The sequence below is a fragment of the Nocardia sp. NPDC004123 genome (assembly GCF_053603795.1).
The window spans coordinates 78016-96221 of sequence record NZ_JBSGGG010000013.1; the positions used below are offsets into that span (position 1 = coordinate 78016).

17 protein-coding genes are annotated in these 18206 nt (G+C 69.0%); 16 read left to right on the forward strand and 1 reads right to left on the reverse strand.

Features of this window, described 5'->3' with window-relative positions:
- The first annotated feature begins 7 nt into the window (after positions 1-7).
- The 11 genes from ACWEQQ_RS20070 to ACWEQQ_RS20120 all read left to right on the forward strand — a co-directional run bounded on the left by ACWEQQ_RS20070 (position 8) and on the right by ACWEQQ_RS20120 (position 11076).
- Positions 8-1138 (forward strand): 3-oxoacyl-ACP synthase III family protein, encoded by a 1131-nt coding sequence (locus ACWEQQ_RS20070; protein WP_452339160.1) that lies wholly within the window; start codon positions 8-10, stop codon positions 1136-1138.
- Positions 1125-1664: an ester cyclase gene (locus ACWEQQ_RS20075; protein WP_452349239.1), complete on the forward strand. Its 540-nt coding sequence runs from the start codon at positions 1125-1127 to the stop codon at positions 1662-1664. The genes ACWEQQ_RS20070 and ACWEQQ_RS20075 overlap by 14 nt, the downstream gene beginning before the upstream one ends.
- Positions 1661-2884, forward strand: a complete 1224-nt coding sequence (locus tag ACWEQQ_RS20080; RefSeq protein ID WP_452349240.1) for an FAD-dependent oxidoreductase — start codon at positions 1661-1663, stop codon at positions 2882-2884. The genes ACWEQQ_RS20075 and ACWEQQ_RS20080 overlap by 4 nt, the downstream gene beginning before the upstream one ends.
- Before the next feature lies 1 nt (position 2885).
- The gene (gene ubiG / locus ACWEQQ_RS20085; RefSeq protein ID WP_452339157.1) at positions 2886-3593 is read left to right on the forward strand and encodes a bifunctional 2-polyprenyl-6-hydroxyphenol methylase/3-demethylubiquinol 3-O-methyltransferase UbiG; all 708 of its coding nucleotides are present in this window, start codon (positions 2886-2888) and stop codon (positions 3591-3593) included.
- The gene (locus ACWEQQ_RS20090) at positions 3590-4555 is read left to right on the forward strand and encodes an NADP-dependent oxidoreductase (protein WP_452349241.1); all 966 of its coding nucleotides are present in this window, start codon (positions 3590-3592) and stop codon (positions 4553-4555) included. The genes ubiG and ACWEQQ_RS20090 overlap by 4 nt, the downstream gene beginning before the upstream one ends.
- On the forward strand, positions 4545-4952 hold the full coding sequence (locus ACWEQQ_RS20095) for a hypothetical protein (protein ID WP_452339155.1): 408 nt from the start codon (positions 4545-4547) through the stop codon (positions 4950-4952). The genes ACWEQQ_RS20090 and ACWEQQ_RS20095 overlap by 11 nt, the downstream gene beginning before the upstream one ends.
- 193 nt (positions 4953-5145) lie before the next feature.
- Positions 5146-5580: a DUF1772 domain-containing protein gene (locus tag ACWEQQ_RS20100; protein WP_452339154.1), complete on the forward strand. Its 435-nt coding sequence runs from the start codon at positions 5146-5148 to the stop codon at positions 5578-5580.
- Between the two features lie 66 nt (positions 5581-5646).
- Positions 5647-7455 (forward strand): BTAD domain-containing putative transcriptional regulator, encoded by a 1809-nt coding sequence (locus tag ACWEQQ_RS20105; protein WP_452339153.1) that lies wholly within the window; start codon positions 5647-5649, stop codon positions 7453-7455.
- A 2-nt stretch (positions 7456-7457) separates the two neighbouring features.
- A complete protein-coding gene (locus ACWEQQ_RS20110) occupies positions 7458-7961 on the forward strand; it encodes a DUF2505 domain-containing protein (RefSeq protein WP_452349242.1) in 504 nt (167 codons plus the stop codon).
- The gene (locus tag ACWEQQ_RS20115) at positions 7958-8890 is read left to right on the forward strand and encodes an SDR family NAD(P)-dependent oxidoreductase (RefSeq protein ID WP_452349243.1); all 933 of its coding nucleotides are present in this window, start codon (positions 7958-7960) and stop codon (positions 8888-8890) included. The genes ACWEQQ_RS20110 and ACWEQQ_RS20115 overlap by 4 nt, the downstream gene beginning before the upstream one ends.
- Before the next feature lie 5 nt (positions 8891-8895).
- Complete coding sequence (locus tag ACWEQQ_RS20120; protein WP_452349244.1) at positions 8896-11076, forward strand: MMPL family transporter; 2181 nt, start codon at positions 8896-8898, stop codon at positions 11074-11076.
- A 91-nt stretch (positions 11077-11167) separates the two neighbouring features.
- On the opposite strand, the gene ACWEQQ_RS20125 is transcribed toward ACWEQQ_RS20120, so the two are convergent.
- Positions 11168-11845, reverse strand: coding sequence for a hemerythrin domain-containing protein (locus ACWEQQ_RS20125; protein WP_452349245.1), 678 nt, complete (start codon positions 11843-11845; stop codon positions 11168-11170).
- A 173-nt stretch (positions 11846-12018) separates the two neighbouring features.
- Here ACWEQQ_RS20125 and ACWEQQ_RS20130 point away from each other — a divergent pair, with 173 nt between their 5' ends.
- From ACWEQQ_RS20130 to ACWEQQ_RS20150, 5 genes are all read left to right on the forward strand, one after another.
- A complete protein-coding gene (locus ACWEQQ_RS20130; protein WP_452349246.1) occupies positions 12019-15312 on the forward strand; it encodes a BTAD domain-containing putative transcriptional regulator in 3294 nt (1097 codons plus the stop codon).
- A 72-nt stretch (positions 15313-15384) separates the two neighbouring features.
- On the forward strand, positions 15385-15840 hold the full coding sequence (locus ACWEQQ_RS20135) for a nitroreductase family deazaflavin-dependent oxidoreductase (protein WP_452339148.1): 456 nt from the start codon (positions 15385-15387) through the stop codon (positions 15838-15840).
- Positions 15837-16331, forward strand: coding sequence for a hypothetical protein (locus tag ACWEQQ_RS20140; protein WP_452349247.1), 495 nt, complete (start codon positions 15837-15839; stop codon positions 16329-16331). Before ACWEQQ_RS20135 ends, ACWEQQ_RS20140 begins: the two co-directional genes overlap by 4 nt.
- A 184-nt stretch (positions 16332-16515) precedes the next feature.
- Entirely contained in the window at positions 16516-17070 is a 555-nt protein-coding gene (locus ACWEQQ_RS20145) for a hypothetical protein (protein WP_452349248.1), read from the forward strand.
- 201 nt (positions 17071-17271) lie between these two features.
- On the forward strand, positions 17272-18204 hold the full coding sequence (locus tag ACWEQQ_RS20150; protein ID WP_452349249.1) for an acyltransferase domain-containing protein: 933 nt from the start codon (positions 17272-17274) through the stop codon (positions 18202-18204).
- Positions 18205-18206 lie beyond the last annotated feature (2 nt).

Below are 18206 nucleotides of genomic sequence, written 5' to 3' on the forward strand. Positions count from 1 at the left end.
ACACCACATGCCGAATCCCGAACCACGTCACGTCTCGATCCTGGCCACGGGCTCGTTCCTGCCCGGCGACCCGATCGACAATGCCACCCTGGAGCGCCTGTGCGGCACCCTGCCCGCCGAGGTACTCGACAATATCCAAGTACGCCAACGGCATTGGATGATCGATCCCACCACCGGCAAGCACGGCACCGGCACCAACACCATGGCCGCCACCGCCGCACGACGCGCCCTCGCCCGCGCGGATATCGATCCGGCGGAGGTGGACCTGCTGGTGGTGTCCTCGGCCAGCCCCGAATACCAGCTGCCGGCGGCGGTCACCTATGTCCAGGAGCAATTGGGCCTGGCGCACTGCGCGTCCATCGAATTCCGGGCCGCCTGTACGGGTTTCGTGCAGGGCCTGGACTACGCGCGGCGCATGCTCGCGGACGGCACCTACCGCACCGCCGTGGTGATCGGCGCGGAGGCGATCTCCCCGCTGCTGGCCCCGATGTACCTGGGCATGGACCCGGAGTCGGTGCGCATGCGTGACCGGCTGGTGATCAACTCCTTCGGCGACGGGGCCGGGGCGGTCGTGCTGCGCGCCGGGGAACCGGGCAGCGCCGACCCGAACGGCGAATTCCAGTTCGCCACCGCCTGTTTGGGCGGCGACCGCAAGCCCGGCATGCAGATCGTGGGCGGCGGCACCCACGAGCCCGTGGCCGATCAGGCCAAACGCAAGCGCCTGGTGGAGATGAAACTCGATGTCTCCGGGACCGCCACCTTCGGGCCGAAGGTCTTCGTGGCGGGCATGCGCGACATGCTGACCCGCACCGGGCTCACGGTGGCCGAGATCGACGCCTGCGTGCTGCCCGAGGGCAATGCCGACTACTTCACCGCCGAATTCGATGCCGCCGGAGTCTCTCCCGAGGACCAGGCGGTGCTGGCGAAGAACATCGTGGAGAACCTCGCCACCGTCGGCGCGACCGGTTCCGCCGCCGTGCCGCTGGCCCTCGACGAGGGCTGGGTACAGGGCCGCGTCCGGCCGGGCGACCGGGTCCTGCTGCTGGCCGTGGAGGCCAGCCGTTACCTGTATGCCGGCCTGTCGCTGCGCTGGGAAGCGCCCGCGCCCGGTGAGGAGACCGCGAATGTCCACGCCTGAGCCGGTTTTCACCCCCGAGGACAATGCCCGCATCATCCGGCGGGTGTTCGACGAGTTCGTCAATGCGGGCGACTTCTCCGTGGTCGACGAGATCTACGCGCCGGACATGGTCGATCACCAGCCCCTGCCCGGCGCGCCGGAGGGCACCGAGGGCGTCAAGTACACCATCGCCGGTCTGCGCCAGGGCTTTCCGGACCTGCACGTCACCATCGAAGCGCTCAGCGCGTACGCCGACTATGTGGTCATCCACAACACCTGGCGCGGCACCTTCACCGGTGAATTCCTGGGGATGGACCCCACGGGGGAACGGATCGAATTCCACGGTGTCGTGGTGTGGCGGCTGGCGAACGGCCTGATCGCCGAGCGCTGGGGCATCGGCGTCGAGTCCTCCATGCTGGAGGCGCTGGGCCTGGGCTGGCTGATGTCCGGCGCGTTGGCCCGCAAGGGCCGCCGCCGCGGCGGCGGGATGGATCTCGCGGATCTGGCGGCGGCCGCCACCGCGCTGACCGCGACGGAACAGCCGTGACGGCCCAACCGCTCACCGTCCTCATCTCCGGCGGCGGCATCGGCGGCCTGGCCGCCGCACTCGCCCTGCGGGAGCGCGGCATTCGCGTGCGGGTGTTCGAGCGGGCCACCGAACTGCGCGATGGCGGTGCCGGACTGCACATCTGGACCAACGGCACCATCGCGCTGCAACGGCTGGGCGTACTCGACGAGGTACTGGAAACCGCGCCGATCCAGCACATCACCCACTTCGGCACCTGGCGCGGTGAGCTTTTCGGCGCGTGGCCGGTCGGCGACTTCGTCGGCCGGTACGGAGCTCCGACCATCGCGGTCGAACGCTCGGTGCTGCATCGGGTGCTCAGCGCGGCGGTGTCGGCGTATCCGGCCGGCACCGAGATCCGCACGGGCGCCGGAGTTACCGGCTTCGAGCAGGACGACGCCGGCGTCACCGTGGCACTGTCCGACGGTGAGCGGGTGCGCGGCGACGTCCTCATCGGCGCGGACGGCATCAACGGCGCGGTGCGCCCCGGACTGCTCGGCGAGCGCCCGCCGCGCTACACCGGCTACATCGCCTGGCGCGGCAAAGCCGAACTGCGACACCAGAAGATCCCGCCGGGCACCTTCTACGCCCTGTTCGGTCCCGGTACCCGCTTCACCTTCTACGACGTCGCACCCGGCGTCGTGCACTGGATGAGCGTCGCCAACGGCGCACCCGGCGGCCGCGATACGGGCGACGTCCGGGCGATGCTGCTCGAGCGCCATCGCGGCTGGATGCCGCCGATCGCGGACATCCTGGAAGCCACGCCGCCGGAGGCCATCATCCGCAGCGATGTCCTCGACCGCCCGCCGGACCGGCGCTGGGGGTCCGGCCGGGTCAGCCTGCTCGGCGACGCCGCCCACCCGATCACCTTCAATATCGGCCAGGGCGCGTGCCAGGCGCTGGAGGACGCGCTGGTGCTCGCCGAGGAACTGGACACCACCGATCCCGTGAACGCGTTGCGCCGCTATGAGAAACAGCGCCGCGCCCGCACGGCCGGTCTGCAGCAGGTCGCCCACCGCATCGGCCGGCTGGGCGCGCTGGAGCACCCCCTGCTCATTCGGCTGCGGGAACTCGGCATGCGCGCGGTGTGGCCGCGGCTGGTGTTCCGGATCGCCGAGCGCGACCAGATCGCCTACGCCACCCGCTGGCGAACACCAGCGACACCCCTGCCGGACAAGAGTTTTCAGACAGACGGAGCATGACATGAAGCAATCCCAAACGGAGAGCGACTTCTTCGGCGACTTCGCCGAATCCTGGTGGGACGACGATTCCGCCATGAGGGGCCTCACCTCCTTCCAGCGCCCGCGCTTCGAGTACTTCGACCGATTCGTGAAGGACTGGTCGGGCAAGAAGGTTCTCGACGTCGGCTGCGGCGGTGGTTTCACCACCGAGTTCCTCGCCGGGCGCGGGGCCGTGGTCAGCGGGATGGACCCGTCCGCGCGCCTGGTCGCCGCGGCCCGCGCGCACGCCGAGGCGACCGGCAAGGCCATCGAGTACGCGGTCGGGCGGGCCGAGAAGCTGCCGTACCCCGACGCCGCCTTCGACGTCGTCACCTGCGTGGACGTGCTCGAGCACGTCGACGATCCGGCGCTGGCGGTCCGTGAGATCGCCCGCGTGCTGCGCCCCGGCGGAATCTTCTGCTACGACACCATCAATCGCACGCTCATGGCCCGGATCGTCATGATCTGGATCCCCGAGTACCTCACCGGCATGGTGGCTCGCGGCACCCACCATCACCACCAGTTCATCAAGCCCGCGGAACTGCGCCGCCACCTCGACGCGGCGGGCCTGACACCGCTGGCGAAGCAGCGCGGGCTGACCATTCTCGGCAAGCGGCGCGACGGCAACCTGCTCATGTTCACCACCCCCGACCTGTCCTCCACCTACATCGGCGCGGCGGTGCGGTCGTGAAAGCGGTCTTCTACCGGCGCTACGGCGACGCGTCGGTCCTCGAATACGGCGAACTGCCGGTGCCCAAGATGGCGCTCGACGGGGTGCTGCTCGACGTCAAGGCGGCCTCGGTCAACCCGATCGACTGGAAGGCGCGCGAGGGCTATCTGGATCCCTTCGCCGACACCGTGTTCCCCATCGTCCCCGGTGCCGACGTATCCGGGGTGGTACGCGAAATCGGCATCGGCGTCACCGAATTCGCCGTGGGCGACGAGGTCGTCGGCTGTGTCCGCGAGGACTATCTGAGCCGGGGCGCCTTCGCCGAGGTCATGCCCGCCCCGGTGCGAGCACTCGCGCTCAAGCCGCCGAATCTGGGCTGGGCCGAGGCCGCCGCCATGCCGCTGGCCGCGCTCACCTCCTACCAGGCACTGGTGCGGGTGCTGGATGTGCGACGCGGCGAGACGGTGCTGGTGCACGGCGCCGCGGGCGGCGTGGGCAGTGTCGCGGTGCAGCTGGCGGTGCACCTGGGCGCGCGCGTGATCGGCACGGCCAGCGACCGCAATCACGCCTTCCTGCGCGAATTGGGCGCGGAACCAGTGAATTATGCTGTGGGACTGGCTAATTCGGTACGAGCACTCGCGCCGGCCGGGGTCGATGTACTGCTCGACGCGGTCGGCAAGCGCATTCAGCGCACGGTGCTGCCGCTGCTCGCGCCGCACGGCCGGTTCGCCTCGGTGGTCGATCCCAAGGCCCGGGAACTCGGCGGCGCGTACGTGTTCACGCGACCCGACACCGGGGACCTGCCGGTGGTGGCCGCACTCGCGGGCAAGGGCGTGTTCCGGGTGCCGGTCGGCGCGGTCTACCCGCTGCCCGATGCCGCGCAGGCGCACTTGCTCAGTCAGGGCGGGCATGCCCGCGGAAAGGTGGTGGTCGCCGTGGACGTGGCCGCCTGTGCGGAGGAAAGACCTTACGATGAACGGTAATTCGATGCTCGCCCGCGGCACCCAGGCGATGGTGCGGCAGGCGGCGTGGTCCCAGGCACTGGCCCGCATCGCCATCGGCACCGGCATGCTCACCGCGCCCGCGGCCGTCGCGAAGTCCTGGTCCGGTGAGTACGACGAGGACGCCTCCTCGCTGCCGACCCGCGCGTTCGGCACCCGGGACGTGGTGATCGGGCTCGGCACCCTCTGGTCGCTGCGGCGCGGACATCCGGTGCGGCACTGGTTCGTCCTGGGCGTCGCGCTCGAACTGGTGGATGCGACAGTGACGCTCAACAAGCGCGCCCGCCTGGGCCTCACCGGGCCGCCGGATACCTGGGAGTTGCTCACCGCGGCCGGATTGGCGGGCGGAATTATGGTGGCCGCGGCCTTGCGCGAGTAATACCTGACCAACTCCGCTTATATCGGATCACAGTCCACACCGGGCGGGAACTGGACATCGTGACAATCACAGTTCGGTGAAACCTGTTGTGCCGCAAGGTGCAACATACTATTCACGACACCTTGCGACGATAACTACGCCGAGGATTCTTCCCATGAATTATTTCTTACTGTCCGCCATCGGAATTTCAATCATGACGACGGCTGTGGTCTACGGGACGGATTTTTTCTGCGCCCTGGTGCTGCGCTCGGCGCTGGCTCGCATCGACGACCGCGCGCTGACGGCCGCCACCGGACGTATTCACGAGGTCGCCGACAAGCGCATGCCGATTCCCGGCGCCCTCGGCGTGGTCGCGGCGGTCGTCGCCGCCGGGGCTGCCTTCCTGGACGGGAAGGCGGCCGCGGGCATTCTCGCGGCGGCGGCCGTGGTGGCCCTGGCCATCTGGCTCGGCATCTACGCGCGGGTCAGCGCGCCGGTCAACAAGGAACTCACCGCCGCGGTGCTGGCCGACCGGGTGCCGGTTGACGTCCGGGACATGCAGCGCACCTGGGACAGCGTCATCGTGGTCCGCGTGATCCTGCAGGGAATCGCCCTGGTCGCACTATTTCTCGCGGCGCTCTCGGTGTAATCGAGTGCGCCGCACCACAACCCGCGTGCGCGTTCGTGCGTGACGGCGGGAAACGAAGGCGTGGCAATGATTCAGTTCAAACTCCTGGGACCCGTGCAGCTACACGTGCACGGCAAGATCGTGGACCTGGGTCCGCCCCGGCAGTGCAGCCTGATGGCCGCGCTGCTGGTGGACTCGGGCCGGCCGCTGTCGATCGACACCCTGATCGACCGGGTCTGGGGCGACTCGCCGCCGGCCGCCGCGCGCGACGCCGTCTACACCTACGTCGCCCGGCTGCGCGGTCTGCTCACCGAGGCCACCTCCGGCACCGGCGCGGACCCGGTCCAGGTGCACCGCGGCCCCGGCGGCTACATGCTCTCCACCCCACCGGAATCGGTCGACCTGTGGCACTTCATGGATCTGGTCGACCGGGCCCGCGCCACCGACATCGACGATCCCGATCGGGTCGAGCGGCTGTCGGCAGGGTTGAACCTGTGGAACGGCAGCGCCATGACGGGTCTGGACAGCGAATGGGCCCGGCGGCTCAGCGAATCCCTGCACCGGCTCAAGCACGAGGTGACCGCGGACTGGGCCGACGCGGAGATCCGGCGCGGCAATCATTCGCTGGTCATCAACCGGCTGCACACCACGCTGCTCGAGGATCCGCTGGTGGAGGGGTTGCAGGAGCGGCTGATTCGCGCCTACTTCCTCAATGGCGAGACCGCCCAGGCGCTGCGGCAGTACGAGCTGGCGCGCCGGCTCATCGCCGACGAACTGGGCGCGGACCCGAGTCCGGGGATGCGGGATCTGCACAGCCGCATCCTGCGCGGCGACCTGCCCGAGCTGGACGTACCGGCCTACCCGCCGCTGACCGTGCGCGCCGAATCCGGTGGGCTCCGGCCGCACGGCCTCGCCGTCGCGCCCGATACGCTGCCGCTGGCTCCGCTCGGATTCAGTGGCCGGGACACCGAATTGGCGACGCTCACCGGCATGCTGACCGACGATCCCGCACCGCGGCCGGTGCTGGTGACCGGCGGCGCGGGGGTCGGCAAAACGGCGCTGGTCCTGCAGGCGGCGGACTGCCTGCGCGACCGCTTTCCCGAAGGACTGCTCTACGCCGACCTGGCCGAGGGGCCGAGCACCACCCCGGAGACGGTGCTCGGACGGCTGCTCACCGCGCTGGGCATACCGGCCGACGCCATGCCGAAGTCCCTGGCCGAGCGGGTCAATCTGTACCGGGCGCGGCTGGCGCATCGGCGCGTGCTCGTCATTCTGGACAATGCCGCCACCGAATCCCAGGTCATCCCGCTGCTGCCCCCGGGCGGGGTCGGCACCGCCCTGATCACCAGCCGATTCGCCCTGGGGCTCACCACCGTTCGCACCTTCGTCCTGCACGAGCTGTCGCGCACCCAGGGACTGCAGATGCTGGTCGCCACCGTCGGGCGCGCCCGCGTGCTGCCCGAATGGGAGGACGCCGGGACGGTCGCCGACCACTGCTCCGGCATTCCGCTGGCCTTGCGCGCCGTCGCCTGCCGCATGACGACGCGGCCCCATTGGACCTTCGCCCACATGCTCGCCCGGATCAGCGATGAACAGCGTCGCCTGGAAGTGGTGTCGTATCAGGCGCTGGACATGCGCGCGAGCCTCGATCTCACCTTCGACCGGCTCGACCCCACCGCCGCCGGATTGTTCCGGGAGCTCGGTCGCCGGATACCGGCCGGGGCCGAGTTCACCGCACCGGCATTGGCCGATCTGCGCGTCGATCAGGTGGAGGACGCGCTGGACCGCCTCGTCGATGCCTACCTGCTGTCCGAGGTCGGTCGCGACGAGGCCGACCGCACCCGCTACCGAATGCTCGACATCCACCGCATCTACGCCAAGAACCTCGGAGACTGATCATGTCGCGTTCCGTGCAACACACCACCCCCTACCCGTACCCCGACACGCTGTTCCATCGCGTCCTCGGCTCCCGCGACTATTGGGAGCAGCGCATTCGCGAAATCGACGGCCCTGACTCGGAATTGGCCGCCTTCGATGCCGCGGGCGGCCTGGCAATGGTCACCGTGAACACCGTCATCCCGGCCTCGGCGCTGCCCGGTCCGGCCGCGACCTTCCGGCCCCACGGGGTGCGCTACCGCTACAGCGAATCGTGGAGCGAACCCGAGGACGGCGTGGCCCGGGGACGGATGCAGGGGCAGGTGGAAGGCATGACCATCTCGCTCACCGCCGATCTGGTGGTGCGCCGCACGGAGATCGGCTGCGAGTTCACCATGTCGGGCTCGATCGAGGCGCGAGTTCCCCTGATCGGCAGGCTGATCGAGGCCGATATGAGCAAGACCTTCGCGAGCACCGCCGCCGCCATCGACGAATTCACGATGAAGTGGCTGGAGAACGCGGAATGAACGACCCCGTGCTGATCACCGGGGCGACCTCGGGTCTCGGCCTGGAGACCGCGAAATGCCTGGCCGCCGAGGGTATTCCGCTGATCCTCGGATGCCGCGACCCGCAGCGGGCCGAGGCAGCGGTTCAGCGGATCCGCGCGCACGCGCCCGATGCCCGGATCGAGCTGGTCGAACTGGAGCTGGCCTCGCTCGATTCGGTCGACGCGGCCGTGGCGGAACTGCGCGGCCGGAAGAATCCGCGACTGGGCGCGGTGGTGTGCAATGCCGGCCTCCAGATCGTGGACCGTGTGCGGACCTCCCAGGACGGCTATGAACTCACCTTCGCGGTCAATCACCTCGGGCATTTCGCGCTCGTCACCGCGTGCGCCGATCTACTCGCGCCGGGCGCGCGAGTCGTCGTGGTGTCCAGCGATGTGCATCAGGGGCCGCGCAAGTCCATGGGCTTCCCCGCGCCGCAATGGCGTCACCCCCGGGAGCTGGCCGACCCCGACGACCAGCGGGACTCCGGGGTGGACGGCCGAATCCGTTATGCCACCAGCAAACTCGCCAATGTCTACTTCACCCACGAGCTGGCGCGGCGTTGGCACAACCGGGGTATCACGGCCAATGCCTTCGATCCCGGGCTGATGCCGCAGACCGGTCTGTCGCGCGGCTACCCGGCTGTGGCGCGCATCGGATTCCGCTTCCTCGCACCGGTTCTCATCAAGGTGATGCCCATTGCCCGCACCGTCACTCGATCGGCGGCGGACCTCGCCTGGCTGGTCACCGCACCCGAACTCGCCGACACCACCGGTAAATACTTCACGGGGGCGGCGGAGGTGCCCAGCGCACCGGAGTCCTACGACGAGGAGCGAGCCGCCGAACTCTGGCGGGTCTCCGAAGATCTGGTCCGGGCCGCGCGACACGTGCCGCCCGCCGAACGGCGGTGAGCCCCATGCTGACCCGAATCGCGCTCTTCGCCCAGCGCCGCGCGCGGGCCGTGCTGGCGGTGGCGGGGCTGGCAGCCGTGCTCTGCTACGCCGTCGGCTGGTCCGCGCCGATGCACCTGCAGTCCGGTGGCTTTCAAGCGCCCGACTCCGAATCCACCTGGGTGGACCAGTATCTCGACCAGCATTTCCCGGGTGCCGCACCGAACGTCGTGCTGCTGCTCATCGCGCCCGACGGCATCGACGGCCCGGCCGCCACCACGGTCGGACGGCAGCTCACCGATGAACTGCGCGCCGATTCGGATCTGCAAGGCGTGCAGTCGTATTGGAGCGTCGCGACCGAGATGCGGCCGGCCTTGCGCAGCAAGGATCAGCACAGCGCCGTCATCGTGGCCTTCGCGCGCGGCGATAACACCGCCGCGCCCAAGGTGGCCAACGCCATCGCCGAGAAGTACAACGGCACCCGCGACGGAGTCGAGATCCGGGCGGGCGGTGAAGCGGTCGCGCTCGCCCAGATGAGCCGCCAGGTGACCCTCGACCTGGTGCTCATCGAATCGATTGCCGTCCCGCTGGCCGGTATCGCCCTGGTGCTGGTGTTCGGCAGCCTGATCGCCTCCATGCTGCCGCTGCTGGTGGGTGTGGTGACCATCGGCGCGGCCCTGGCGGTCCTGCGCGGGCTGGCCGCCGTCGGGCATGTCTCGATCTTCGCGTTGAACATGACCACCGCGCTCGGGTTCGCGGTGGCGCTCGACTCCAGCCTGTTCATGGTGAGCCGGTTCCGGGAGGAGATCGCGGCGGGCGCGGACACCGTCGAGGCCGTGGTTCGCACGGTGCGCACGGCCGGGCGCACCGTGTTGTATTCCGGTCTGACCGTGGCCCTGTCGCTGTCCGCGCTGCTGGTGTTCCCGCTGTACTTCCTGCGCTCGTTCGCCTACGCCGGGCTGGCCGTGCTGGCGGCGGCGGTGTTCACCACGCTGCTGGTGCTCCCGGCGGCCCTGGCGCTCATGGGTTCCCGGGTCGACGCCTGGGATGTGCGGCGGTTCCTGCGCCGCCGTCTCGGACGCCCCGACCCCGTACCCGTTCCCGTCGAGGACGACCGCTGGTACCGCTTCGCCACGGCTGTGATGCGCCGTCCCGTGCTGTGGATCACCGCCGTGGTGGCGGTCCTGCTGCTGCTCGGATCACCGTTCCTCACCGTGCGTTTCGGCTGGGCCGACGATCGGGTGCTCGCCGCCGGCTCCAGCCGCGATGTCGGCGACGCCTCCCGGTCCGGCTTCTCCGAGAACCTGACCGCGGGCATCCTGGCGATCCTGCCCGATGATCACGGCGACACCGCGGCGGTCGGCGACTACGCGAAGACGCTGTCCCAGATTCCCGATGTCACGTCGGTACTGTCCAGCGCCGGGGCCTACGCAGGCGGATTCCAGGTGGCCGGACCACAATCCGCACTCGCCGGGGACGCGGGCACGTATCTGCGGATCGGCACCCGCCTCGACCCCTATTCCACGGCGGCGACCACTCAACTCGACCGTCTGCGCGCGGTCCCCGCCCCGGGCCGGGTGCTCTTCGGCGGCCCGGCGGCCCGCAATGCCGACTCGGTGTCCACGCTGGCCCGGCGAGTTCCCCTGGCGCTGAGCATTATCGCGGTGTCGATGTTCCTGGTGCTGCTGATGTTCACCCGCAGTGTGGTGCTGCCGATCAAGGCACTGGTGCTGACGGTGCTGTCGCTGGCGGCCACCTTCGGCGCGATGGTGTGGATCTTCCAGGACGGACACCTCTCGGGCCTACTGGGATTCACCTCGACCGGCTATCTGGTCCCGACCATGCCGATCCTGATGTTCTGCCTGGCATTCGGGGTATCCATGGACTACGAGGTGTTCCTGCTGTCACGTATTCGGGAGGAGTATCTCGCCTCCGGCGCAACCGGTCGCGCCGTCGCCGTCGGAATCGCCCGCACCGCAAGGATATTCACGGCCGCGGCGGCCCTGCTGGCCATCGCCTTCGTCGGCATGGTGTTCTCCGGCGTGTCGTTCGTCCAGCTCTTCGGCCTGGGACTCACCCTGGCCGTGCTGGTCGACGCAACGATCATCCGCACCATCCTGGTCCCGGCTCTCATGCAGACCATGGGCCGCCTCAACTGGTGGGCTCCCGGCCGACGGCATCGAGAACCGGCCACCGTCGGAGCGTAATACCCACAAACCGCGTGGGGCCTGGCGTTATCGCCGGGCCCACCCGGCGGGGAGGCTACCGGGCAGGACGGACTTCGATTGCCGTCGGCGGTCACCACTCGGGATCAGCGCGGTAGATCTCGCGGTATTCCTTGGCGAAGGTGCGGCGGCCGAGCAGACGCCAGGCGAGCCGGGCGGGGAGCGGCAACTCGGCGAGGAGTTTCCGGCGATCGGGGTCGGAGACGCCCTGCAGGATGAAGCCGAGGAAGATCAACTGGCGGTCCTTGGGCAGGTGCTCGCGGCCACGCTCGCCGAGAGCCTGCCACTCGAGCGCGGTCACGACGTTCTCGACCACGGGCAGGACGTGCCGCTCCTCCTCGGTCATGTGCTCGCCGAGGGCATCGGAGAGCGCCCGCAGCGTGGCTGTGAGCCGGTCCCGAACCGATAGGTCTGCGGCGGTGGCGAACTCGGCCCCCTCGCGGTGGGCGCGCTCGGTGAGTTCGGAGATCCGCTCGTGCTGTTCCTCCATACGCAGCACCAGGGCGGAATCGGCGGGGGCGCGCTCGAGCAGGATCGGCCACATGAGCTCGTCCTCGCCGGTGTGGTGGTGGTGCAGGCCGGTGCCGAGTTCGTCGAGGAAGGCCATCAGGCGGCGGGCGCGCTCGACGTCTCCGGACGGCACCGCCGCGACGAGGCCGGGTAGAGCGCTGAAGTGCCTGCGGAAGGCGTTGTGCACGACGATCATGTCGTAGGTGTCGGGGCGGCCGGGTGCGATGCCGGTGGTGCTCATGCTGCGCTCCTGTTGTTGTCGGGTACCGAGGCGACTGTGTGGCCCGCGGCTTGCAACCCACTTGCAAGACATTGCTCAGCCCACTTGCAAGACATTGCTCAGCCCACTTGCAGGGCATTGCTCAGCCCATCTGCAAGACATTGCGTTCGAGCCCGTCCTAGACTTGGCCCGTCATGGTTCGGATTCGGGTACTCGGCGCGCTGACCGCGGCGGACGGGCGTGGCGAACTCGATCTCGGCGGCCCACGGCAACGCGGCGTGCTGGCGCGTCTGCTGGTCGCGCGGGGTGAGGTGGTGCCGATCGATCGCCTGATCGATGACCTGTGGCGAGGCGAACCGCCGCCGCGGGCGCTCGGCGCATTGCAGGCCTACGTCTCCAACCTGCGGCGGTTGCTGGAGCCGCAGCGGGCGCCGCGCACACCCGCCACCGTTCTGATCAGCCGGACCCCGGGCTACGCGGTGCGTTTCGCCGCCGAGGACGTGGACGCGTGGCGCTTCGTCGCCGAACTGGAAGCTGCTGGGCGGCAATATAATCCGCGTGAGAGACGACAAACGCTGGAACGCGCGCTCGCCCGCTGGCAGGGTCCCGCGTACGCCGCCTTCGCGGCCGAGCCGTGGGCGACCGCGGAAGCGGCGCGGCTGGAGGAATTGCGGCTGGGCGCACGCGAGAGACTCGCGGCCACCCTGCTCGAGCTGGGCGAGCCGGCGCTCGCCGCGGCCGAGGCCGAGGTGCTGAGCAGGGAACACCCGCTCCGTGAGGAGGCCTGGCGGCTGACAGCGCTGGCTCGCTATCGGGCGGGCCGCCAGGCCGACGCGCTGACCGCCCTGCGGCAGGCCCGCGGCGTTCTCGCGACCGAACTCGGCATCGATCCCGGTCCGGCTTTGACGCGGCTGGAGTCGGACATTCTCGCGCAACGAATCCCGCTGTGCGAGCCCGTGATTCCACTCCAGGAGACACCTTCTGCGGCCATCGCGACCGGAAGCGCCGCACCGACCGGACCGGGTCACGAATTGTTCGGCCGCACAGCGGAACTCGCCGCGCTGCGCGAAGCGGCCGCCGGCATCGGCCCGCGGTCGGCGACGGTGGCGGGCGAAGCCGGCAGCGGGAAATCGACTCTGCTGCAGCACCTCGACGCTGCCTTGCGCGCGTCGGGGCACCGCGTGGTGATCGGCCGCTGCCCGGAGGACGACGCCGCTCCGTCGGCTTGGCCATGGGTCGAGATCCTGCGCGCCCTGGCCCGTGAGCACGATCCCGGCGGCTTCGCGCCCGCCCTGGCGCCGCTGCTCACCGACGGCGCCGGCACACCGGACTCCGGCCACGCCCACGGCCGCTTCCTGCTGCATCGGGCGGTGTGCGGTTACCTCACCGCCGTCGCCGCCGACACTCCGCTGGCGATCCTGCTCGATGACGTACACCGAGGCGACACCGAGACAGCGGCGCTGCTCACCGCGGTGGCGACCCAGGTGCCCGGGCTCGTCGTGATCGGCTACCGTCCGGACGAGGTGCCGCCGGCGTTGGCCGACACGCTCGCCGCCCTGGCCACCTCCGTCCGCGCCCGGGTCCACCTGCGCGGCCTCGGCGTCGAAGACAGCGGTCGCCTGATCGCCGCCCTGACCGACAGCACACCGGCGGCCGCCGTGGTCGAGACGCTGCACGAGCGCACCGGCGGAAATCCGTTCTATCTCGTCGAGGTCGCACGTCTGCTGCAGAGCGAGGGCGAGCTGGTAGCCGCGTCGGAGGTTCCGGCGGGCGTGCGGGATGTGTTGCGCCGCAGGTTTTCCCGGCTTCCCGAGACCGGGGTGGCGCTGTTGCGACTGGCCGCGGTGATCGGCCGGGAGTTCGATGTCGCGGTACTGGTGCACGCGGCCGAGGTATCCGAGGACGAGGTGCTGGACGCGGTGGAAGCCGGGGTGCTGGCGGGGCTTTTGGACGAACCCGCCAGCGGCCGAGCGCGTTTCACACACGTACTGGTGCGTCATACGCTGCTCGGCGATCTGTCCCGGATCCGCCGCGACCGATGGCATCGGCGGGTCGCCGCCGCGATCGAGGAGATGGATCCGGGCGATCTTGCGGCCCTGGCCCACCACTACGGCGAGTCGGTGAACCCGCAGACGGCACGCCGGGCCGCCGACTACGCCGTCGCGGCAGCCGAACAGGCCGAGCGGCGCTACGCCCACGACATCGCCGCGGCCGGGTACGAACGCGCGGCCGCGGCGCTCGAGCGCCACGCGGGCGCCGATACCGTCGAGGAACGGGTCACGATGCTGTGCCGGGCGGGTCGCAGCCATCTCGCCGGTGGAGCTGGGCTCGCCGCTCGCAGCGCTCGGCATCGGGCCGCGGCACTGGCCGAGGAGGTCGGGCGGACCGATCTGCTGGTACGGGCGTTCACCGCCTGGGAGACACCCACCCCGTGGATGAATCGGCAGTGGGGCGTGGTCGAGCACCGGGTCGTCGGTTGGATAGAGGACGCGCTGCGTTCCCCCGGCCTCTCTCCCGCCGACCGGTGCCGGCTGCTGGTAACCCTGGTCGACGAGATCGGCGGCGAGGCAGGCGAACCCGCGGCGGTGGCCGCCGCTCAGGCGCGGGCCCTGGCCCGCGAACTCGGTGACGACGCCCTGCTCGCTCCAGCACTGCAAGCCACGGCCTCGCTCTACGACTCGCCGGACCGTGGCCCGCTCGGGGCCGAGCTGATCGAGGTCGGGCGGCGCACCGACCGCGGCGATTACCTGCTCCTCGGGCATACGGTGGCGCTCCAGGCCGCCGCATCCACCGCTGACATCGCCACCGCTCGCGAGCATCTCGAGGCGGCCACCGTGCTGGCCGACCGTTATCAGTGGCGGCAGGCGCAGGTGGCGAACGCGATGGCACGCGGGCTGGTGGCCCTCGCGACCGATGACCCCGACACGGCCGAGCAGCACTATCTGCGAGCCAACGAACTGCTCACCCGCGCGGGCATTCTCAACGCGGGCGGAATCCTGGGCATGGCGCTGTTCGTGGTGCGGCTGCACCAGGGCCGCGCCGGTGAACTGGTCGAGTTGGCCAGAGAATTCGCCGACAGCGCCGTCCCCGCGACCGTCGACGCCATGGTGGATTTTCTGGTGCTGGCCCTGCTCGCGGCCGGCGACCGGACGGAAGCGGCCCAGGTCCGGCGGCGGGCCCGGCCGATCCGCGACAACCTGTTCCGATCGCTGTTCCTCTCACTGCGCGGCATGGTGGTCGCCACGCTGGGCACGGCCGACGAGGCTGCCACGCTCTACCGCGATCTGCTTCCCTTCCGCGACCGGCTCGGTGGCGCGGACACCGGTTCCTACTCGGTCGGTCCGGTCGACACCGTCCTCGGTGACCTGGCGGCCCGGCACGGGGATGCCGGGCTCGCCACCGAGCACTACCGGGCAGCGCTCCGCGTCGCCCAACGCTGCGGCAACCCGACCTGGATAGCAGCTGCGGCCGAACGACTCGAGCGCTGACGGTTCACTGGTCGCTCACAAGTCGGACCCGGACCATCACTTCCGACGATCCCGACCGACCGAGGAGTACCCGTGCCGCATCCCCGCCGCTTTCGCGCGGCCACCGATCTGTACCTGAAGACCGTGACCACCGCGCATCGCAAACTGCTCGACCTCAGCGGCGGCCGCGTCGGCACCCGATTCAAGAAGATGCCCACCCTGGCTCTCACCACCACCGGACGGCGAACAAGGTTGCCGCGCACCGTGATTCTCACCGTCCCCGTCGTGGAGGACGACAGTTATCTGATCGTCGCTTCGCGGGGCGGAGACGACATCTCCCCGGACTGGTTCCACAACCTGTGTGCCGATCCCGCGGTCGAGGTGTCGTTCCAGCACGGCGCGAAGCAACCGATGACCGCCCGCGTGCTCACCCCGCCGGAACGCGACCGGCGGTGGCCACAGGTCGTCGCGGCGTACCCGGGATACCAGACCTACCAGCAGCGAACCACCCGGCAGATCCCCTTGGTCCTGCTCTGCCCACGCGAGTGAACGACGTCGCCGCAGGAGCCCGGCCTTACGGATTGGTGCATCGCAAGAAAACGACAGAGCCGCAGGTCGATGACCTGCGGCTCTGTCGTTCTGTGGACCTGGCGAACCAGCATACGAACCGGGCGGTGCTGGTGCACAGGCCGGACATCGTGATCCGGGCGGTAGGCACCCGGCAGCCGGTGATGCCCGATGAGCGGCCACGACGATCGCATCACCGCGTTTGGGTCGGCGGATGGCGGTGCGGGTGGATCGGCGTCTACTCGGCGTTCTATAGAAGCCACCCCCAAACGCCGAACATGGTGTCAGCATCCGCGCCGCTCAACACCACGATCCTGGAGTGGGGGCGAGATCCCGACTCAGTATCAATACTGATGGTTCATCGTGTAGGGGGCGGCGCGGCAGTCGCGCCGTCCATTGCGGCGGGCATCCTGATGCGGGTTCGTGGTTTCGCCTGCTCGATCGCGACCGTCGCCTTCTCGCACTGTCGGTAGAGCGAAGGGGATTTGAACCCTGACCTCACACCGCGAGTACAGCACGCGAACCGCACTGCTGGTGAAATGCGTGCTGGTGTAATGCTTCTGAGTGCGTTCACCTAACCGAGTCGGGTAAGCTAACCGAGATTGCCGCAAGGTCGAATATGGGGGTGGAACGCGTCGGCGCAGCCTTTCGGAAACGATGACAGTGCTCGAAGAGACAATGGTCGAATCTGCGACGGAGGCGATGCTGTCGAGCGGGTTCGCGCCGCGTCCACAGGTGTACGTCCTCGACAGGACACGTACCCAGCCCGTGCTGGGGTATGTCGTATCGCGGTTCTATGAGCAGGGTGACGACGCGGCATCGGCGATCGCGAATCTCGGTGTACTCGCCGCGGCGCTGCGTGGAACCGACCTGATCGTCTTCTGGGAAGAATCCGACCTTCGGACTTCGATCCGTGGTGCGCATCCCTCTGCGGGATATCCGATGGGCCTCGTCACGCTGCGGATCACTGAGGAGGGTCACGATCTGACGTGGCGGCCATTCGGCATCCACGTACTCGGCTATCAGCAGAATGGCCTGCCAGCCGTCCAGCCTGTATGGGGCGCCGTGGCAAGGGAATCCGGTGGCGACCTACCACACTACCCATCCAGGGACTGCTCGGTCGCTGGCGGGCTGTCTCCGGGCACACGGAAGGATCCGATGCCCTGCTCGATATGGCAGCAGACGAGGGCTACGAGATCCATTACGCCTTGACAGTTTCTGTAACCAGTTCTAGATTTGGTGCTGCGCCCCGCGCAGCGGGCAGTGCTACTTCACAGATGCGCAATGCATTTGGGGGCTTCTTCTTCCGTCTATACGCGCTAAGCGTGGCGGAACTGTTACGCAACCGAATTTTCTGAGCGGTTGACATCGGGGGGGACTTCGCGACCCTTTGTCGACCGGAAGGGTCCGAGTGTGACTACATCCTATTTGCTCGGTGGTCATATCCCACTGACAGATTCGTCCGTCCAAGAATTCTATTACCGCTATGCGACAATTCGCCGCGCATTCGACGAGGTCGCCGAATGGACGGAACTTTCCGTCCAGGATCTGCTCGTCGGCGGCGGCAGCGGTCAAGGCAAGGAAGCGTTGCACGCTTTCGACGGATTGCGGCAGGCGACGCTGGTCGTGGGTATGTACGACGTGCTCGCCGACCGCGGCATTCATCCCGACGCCGTCGGCGGTATCAGCCTCGGCGGCGTGATCGCCGCCAGTCTGGCCGGTGCGGTCGAGCGCAGTGAACTGTTCCAGATGCTGCACCACCACCGGCTCATTCCACCTCAGTCGCCCGACTCGCGACCGCAGGGAATGGCGGTGGCCGCCTTGCGATTCGGTGACGACCCGCACGACTACTACGGCGAGCGTCGCCCCGGAATCTATCTCGCGGCCGACTACGACGCCGCCCACGGCGGCGATGTGCACGTCATCGTGCTGTCGGGATATGCCGACGCGCTGGAGGAGTTGGTCGCCGAGCATCCGCGTCGCATGCAGATGCTGGAGGAGTATCCCGGCGCGTTCCACAGTCCCCTCGCGCAGTACGCGACGGACTTCATGGAACCCTATGTCGCCGGGATGACCTTCCGGGATCCGAAGATCACGCTGTTCTCTTCGCACACCCCGGATACCGTGTCCACGGCCGAGGAAGTGCGACAGTTCTTCCGGGACAACCACATTCGTTCCGTCGGCGTCAAGCCGCTGATGACGCAGGTCGAGCGGATCGGAACCACCACGGTGATCGGACTCGGGCCGGGTCTACCGCAGCGTCTGGTGGTGGAGCCGCTGACCATGATGTTGATTCTCACGCCCGATGAGCTGGATGCGGCCACGTCGACGCAAGCGCTGGGGTGACA

Coding starts and splice junctions, on each gene's coding strand:
- ACWEQQ_RS20070 (WP_452339160.1), top strand. CDS start 8: ATGCCGAATCCCGAACCACGTCACGTCTCGATCCTGGCCACGGGCTCG.
- ACWEQQ_RS20075 (WP_452349239.1), top strand. CDS start 1,125: ATGTCCACGCCTGAGCCGGTTTTCACCCCCGAGGACAATGCCCGCATC.
- ubiG (WP_452339157.1), top strand. CDS start 2,886: ATGAAGCAATCCCAAACGGAGAGCGACTTCTTCGGCGACTTCGCCGAA.
- ACWEQQ_RS20095 (WP_452339155.1), top strand. CDS start 4,545: ATGAACGGTAATTCGATGCTCGCCCGCGGCACCCAGGCGATGGTGCGG.
- ACWEQQ_RS20100 (WP_452339154.1), top strand. CDS start 5,146: ATGACGACGGCTGTGGTCTACGGGACGGATTTTTTCTGCGCCCTGGTG.
- ACWEQQ_RS20105 (WP_452339153.1), top strand. CDS start 5,647: ATGATTCAGTTCAAACTCCTGGGACCCGTGCAGCTACACGTGCACGGC.
- ACWEQQ_RS20110 (WP_452349242.1), top strand. CDS start 7,458: ATGTCGCGTTCCGTGCAACACACCACCCCCTACCCGTACCCCGACACG.
- ACWEQQ_RS20115 (WP_452349243.1), top strand. CDS start 7,958: ATGAACGACCCCGTGCTGATCACCGGGGCGACCTCGGGTCTCGGCCTG.
- ACWEQQ_RS20120 (WP_452349244.1), top strand. CDS start 8,896: ATGCTGACCCGAATCGCGCTCTTCGCCCAGCGCCGCGCGCGGGCCGTG.
- ACWEQQ_RS20125 (WP_452349245.1), bottom strand. CDS start 11,845: ATGAGCACCACCGGCATCGCACCCGGCCGCCCCGACACCTACGACATG.
- ACWEQQ_RS20130 (WP_452349246.1), top strand. CDS start 12,019: ATGGTTCGGATTCGGGTACTCGGCGCGCTGACCGCGGCGGACGGGCGT.
- ACWEQQ_RS20145 (WP_452349248.1), top strand. CDS start 16,516: ATGACAGTGCTCGAAGAGACAATGGTCGAATCTGCGACGGAGGCGATG.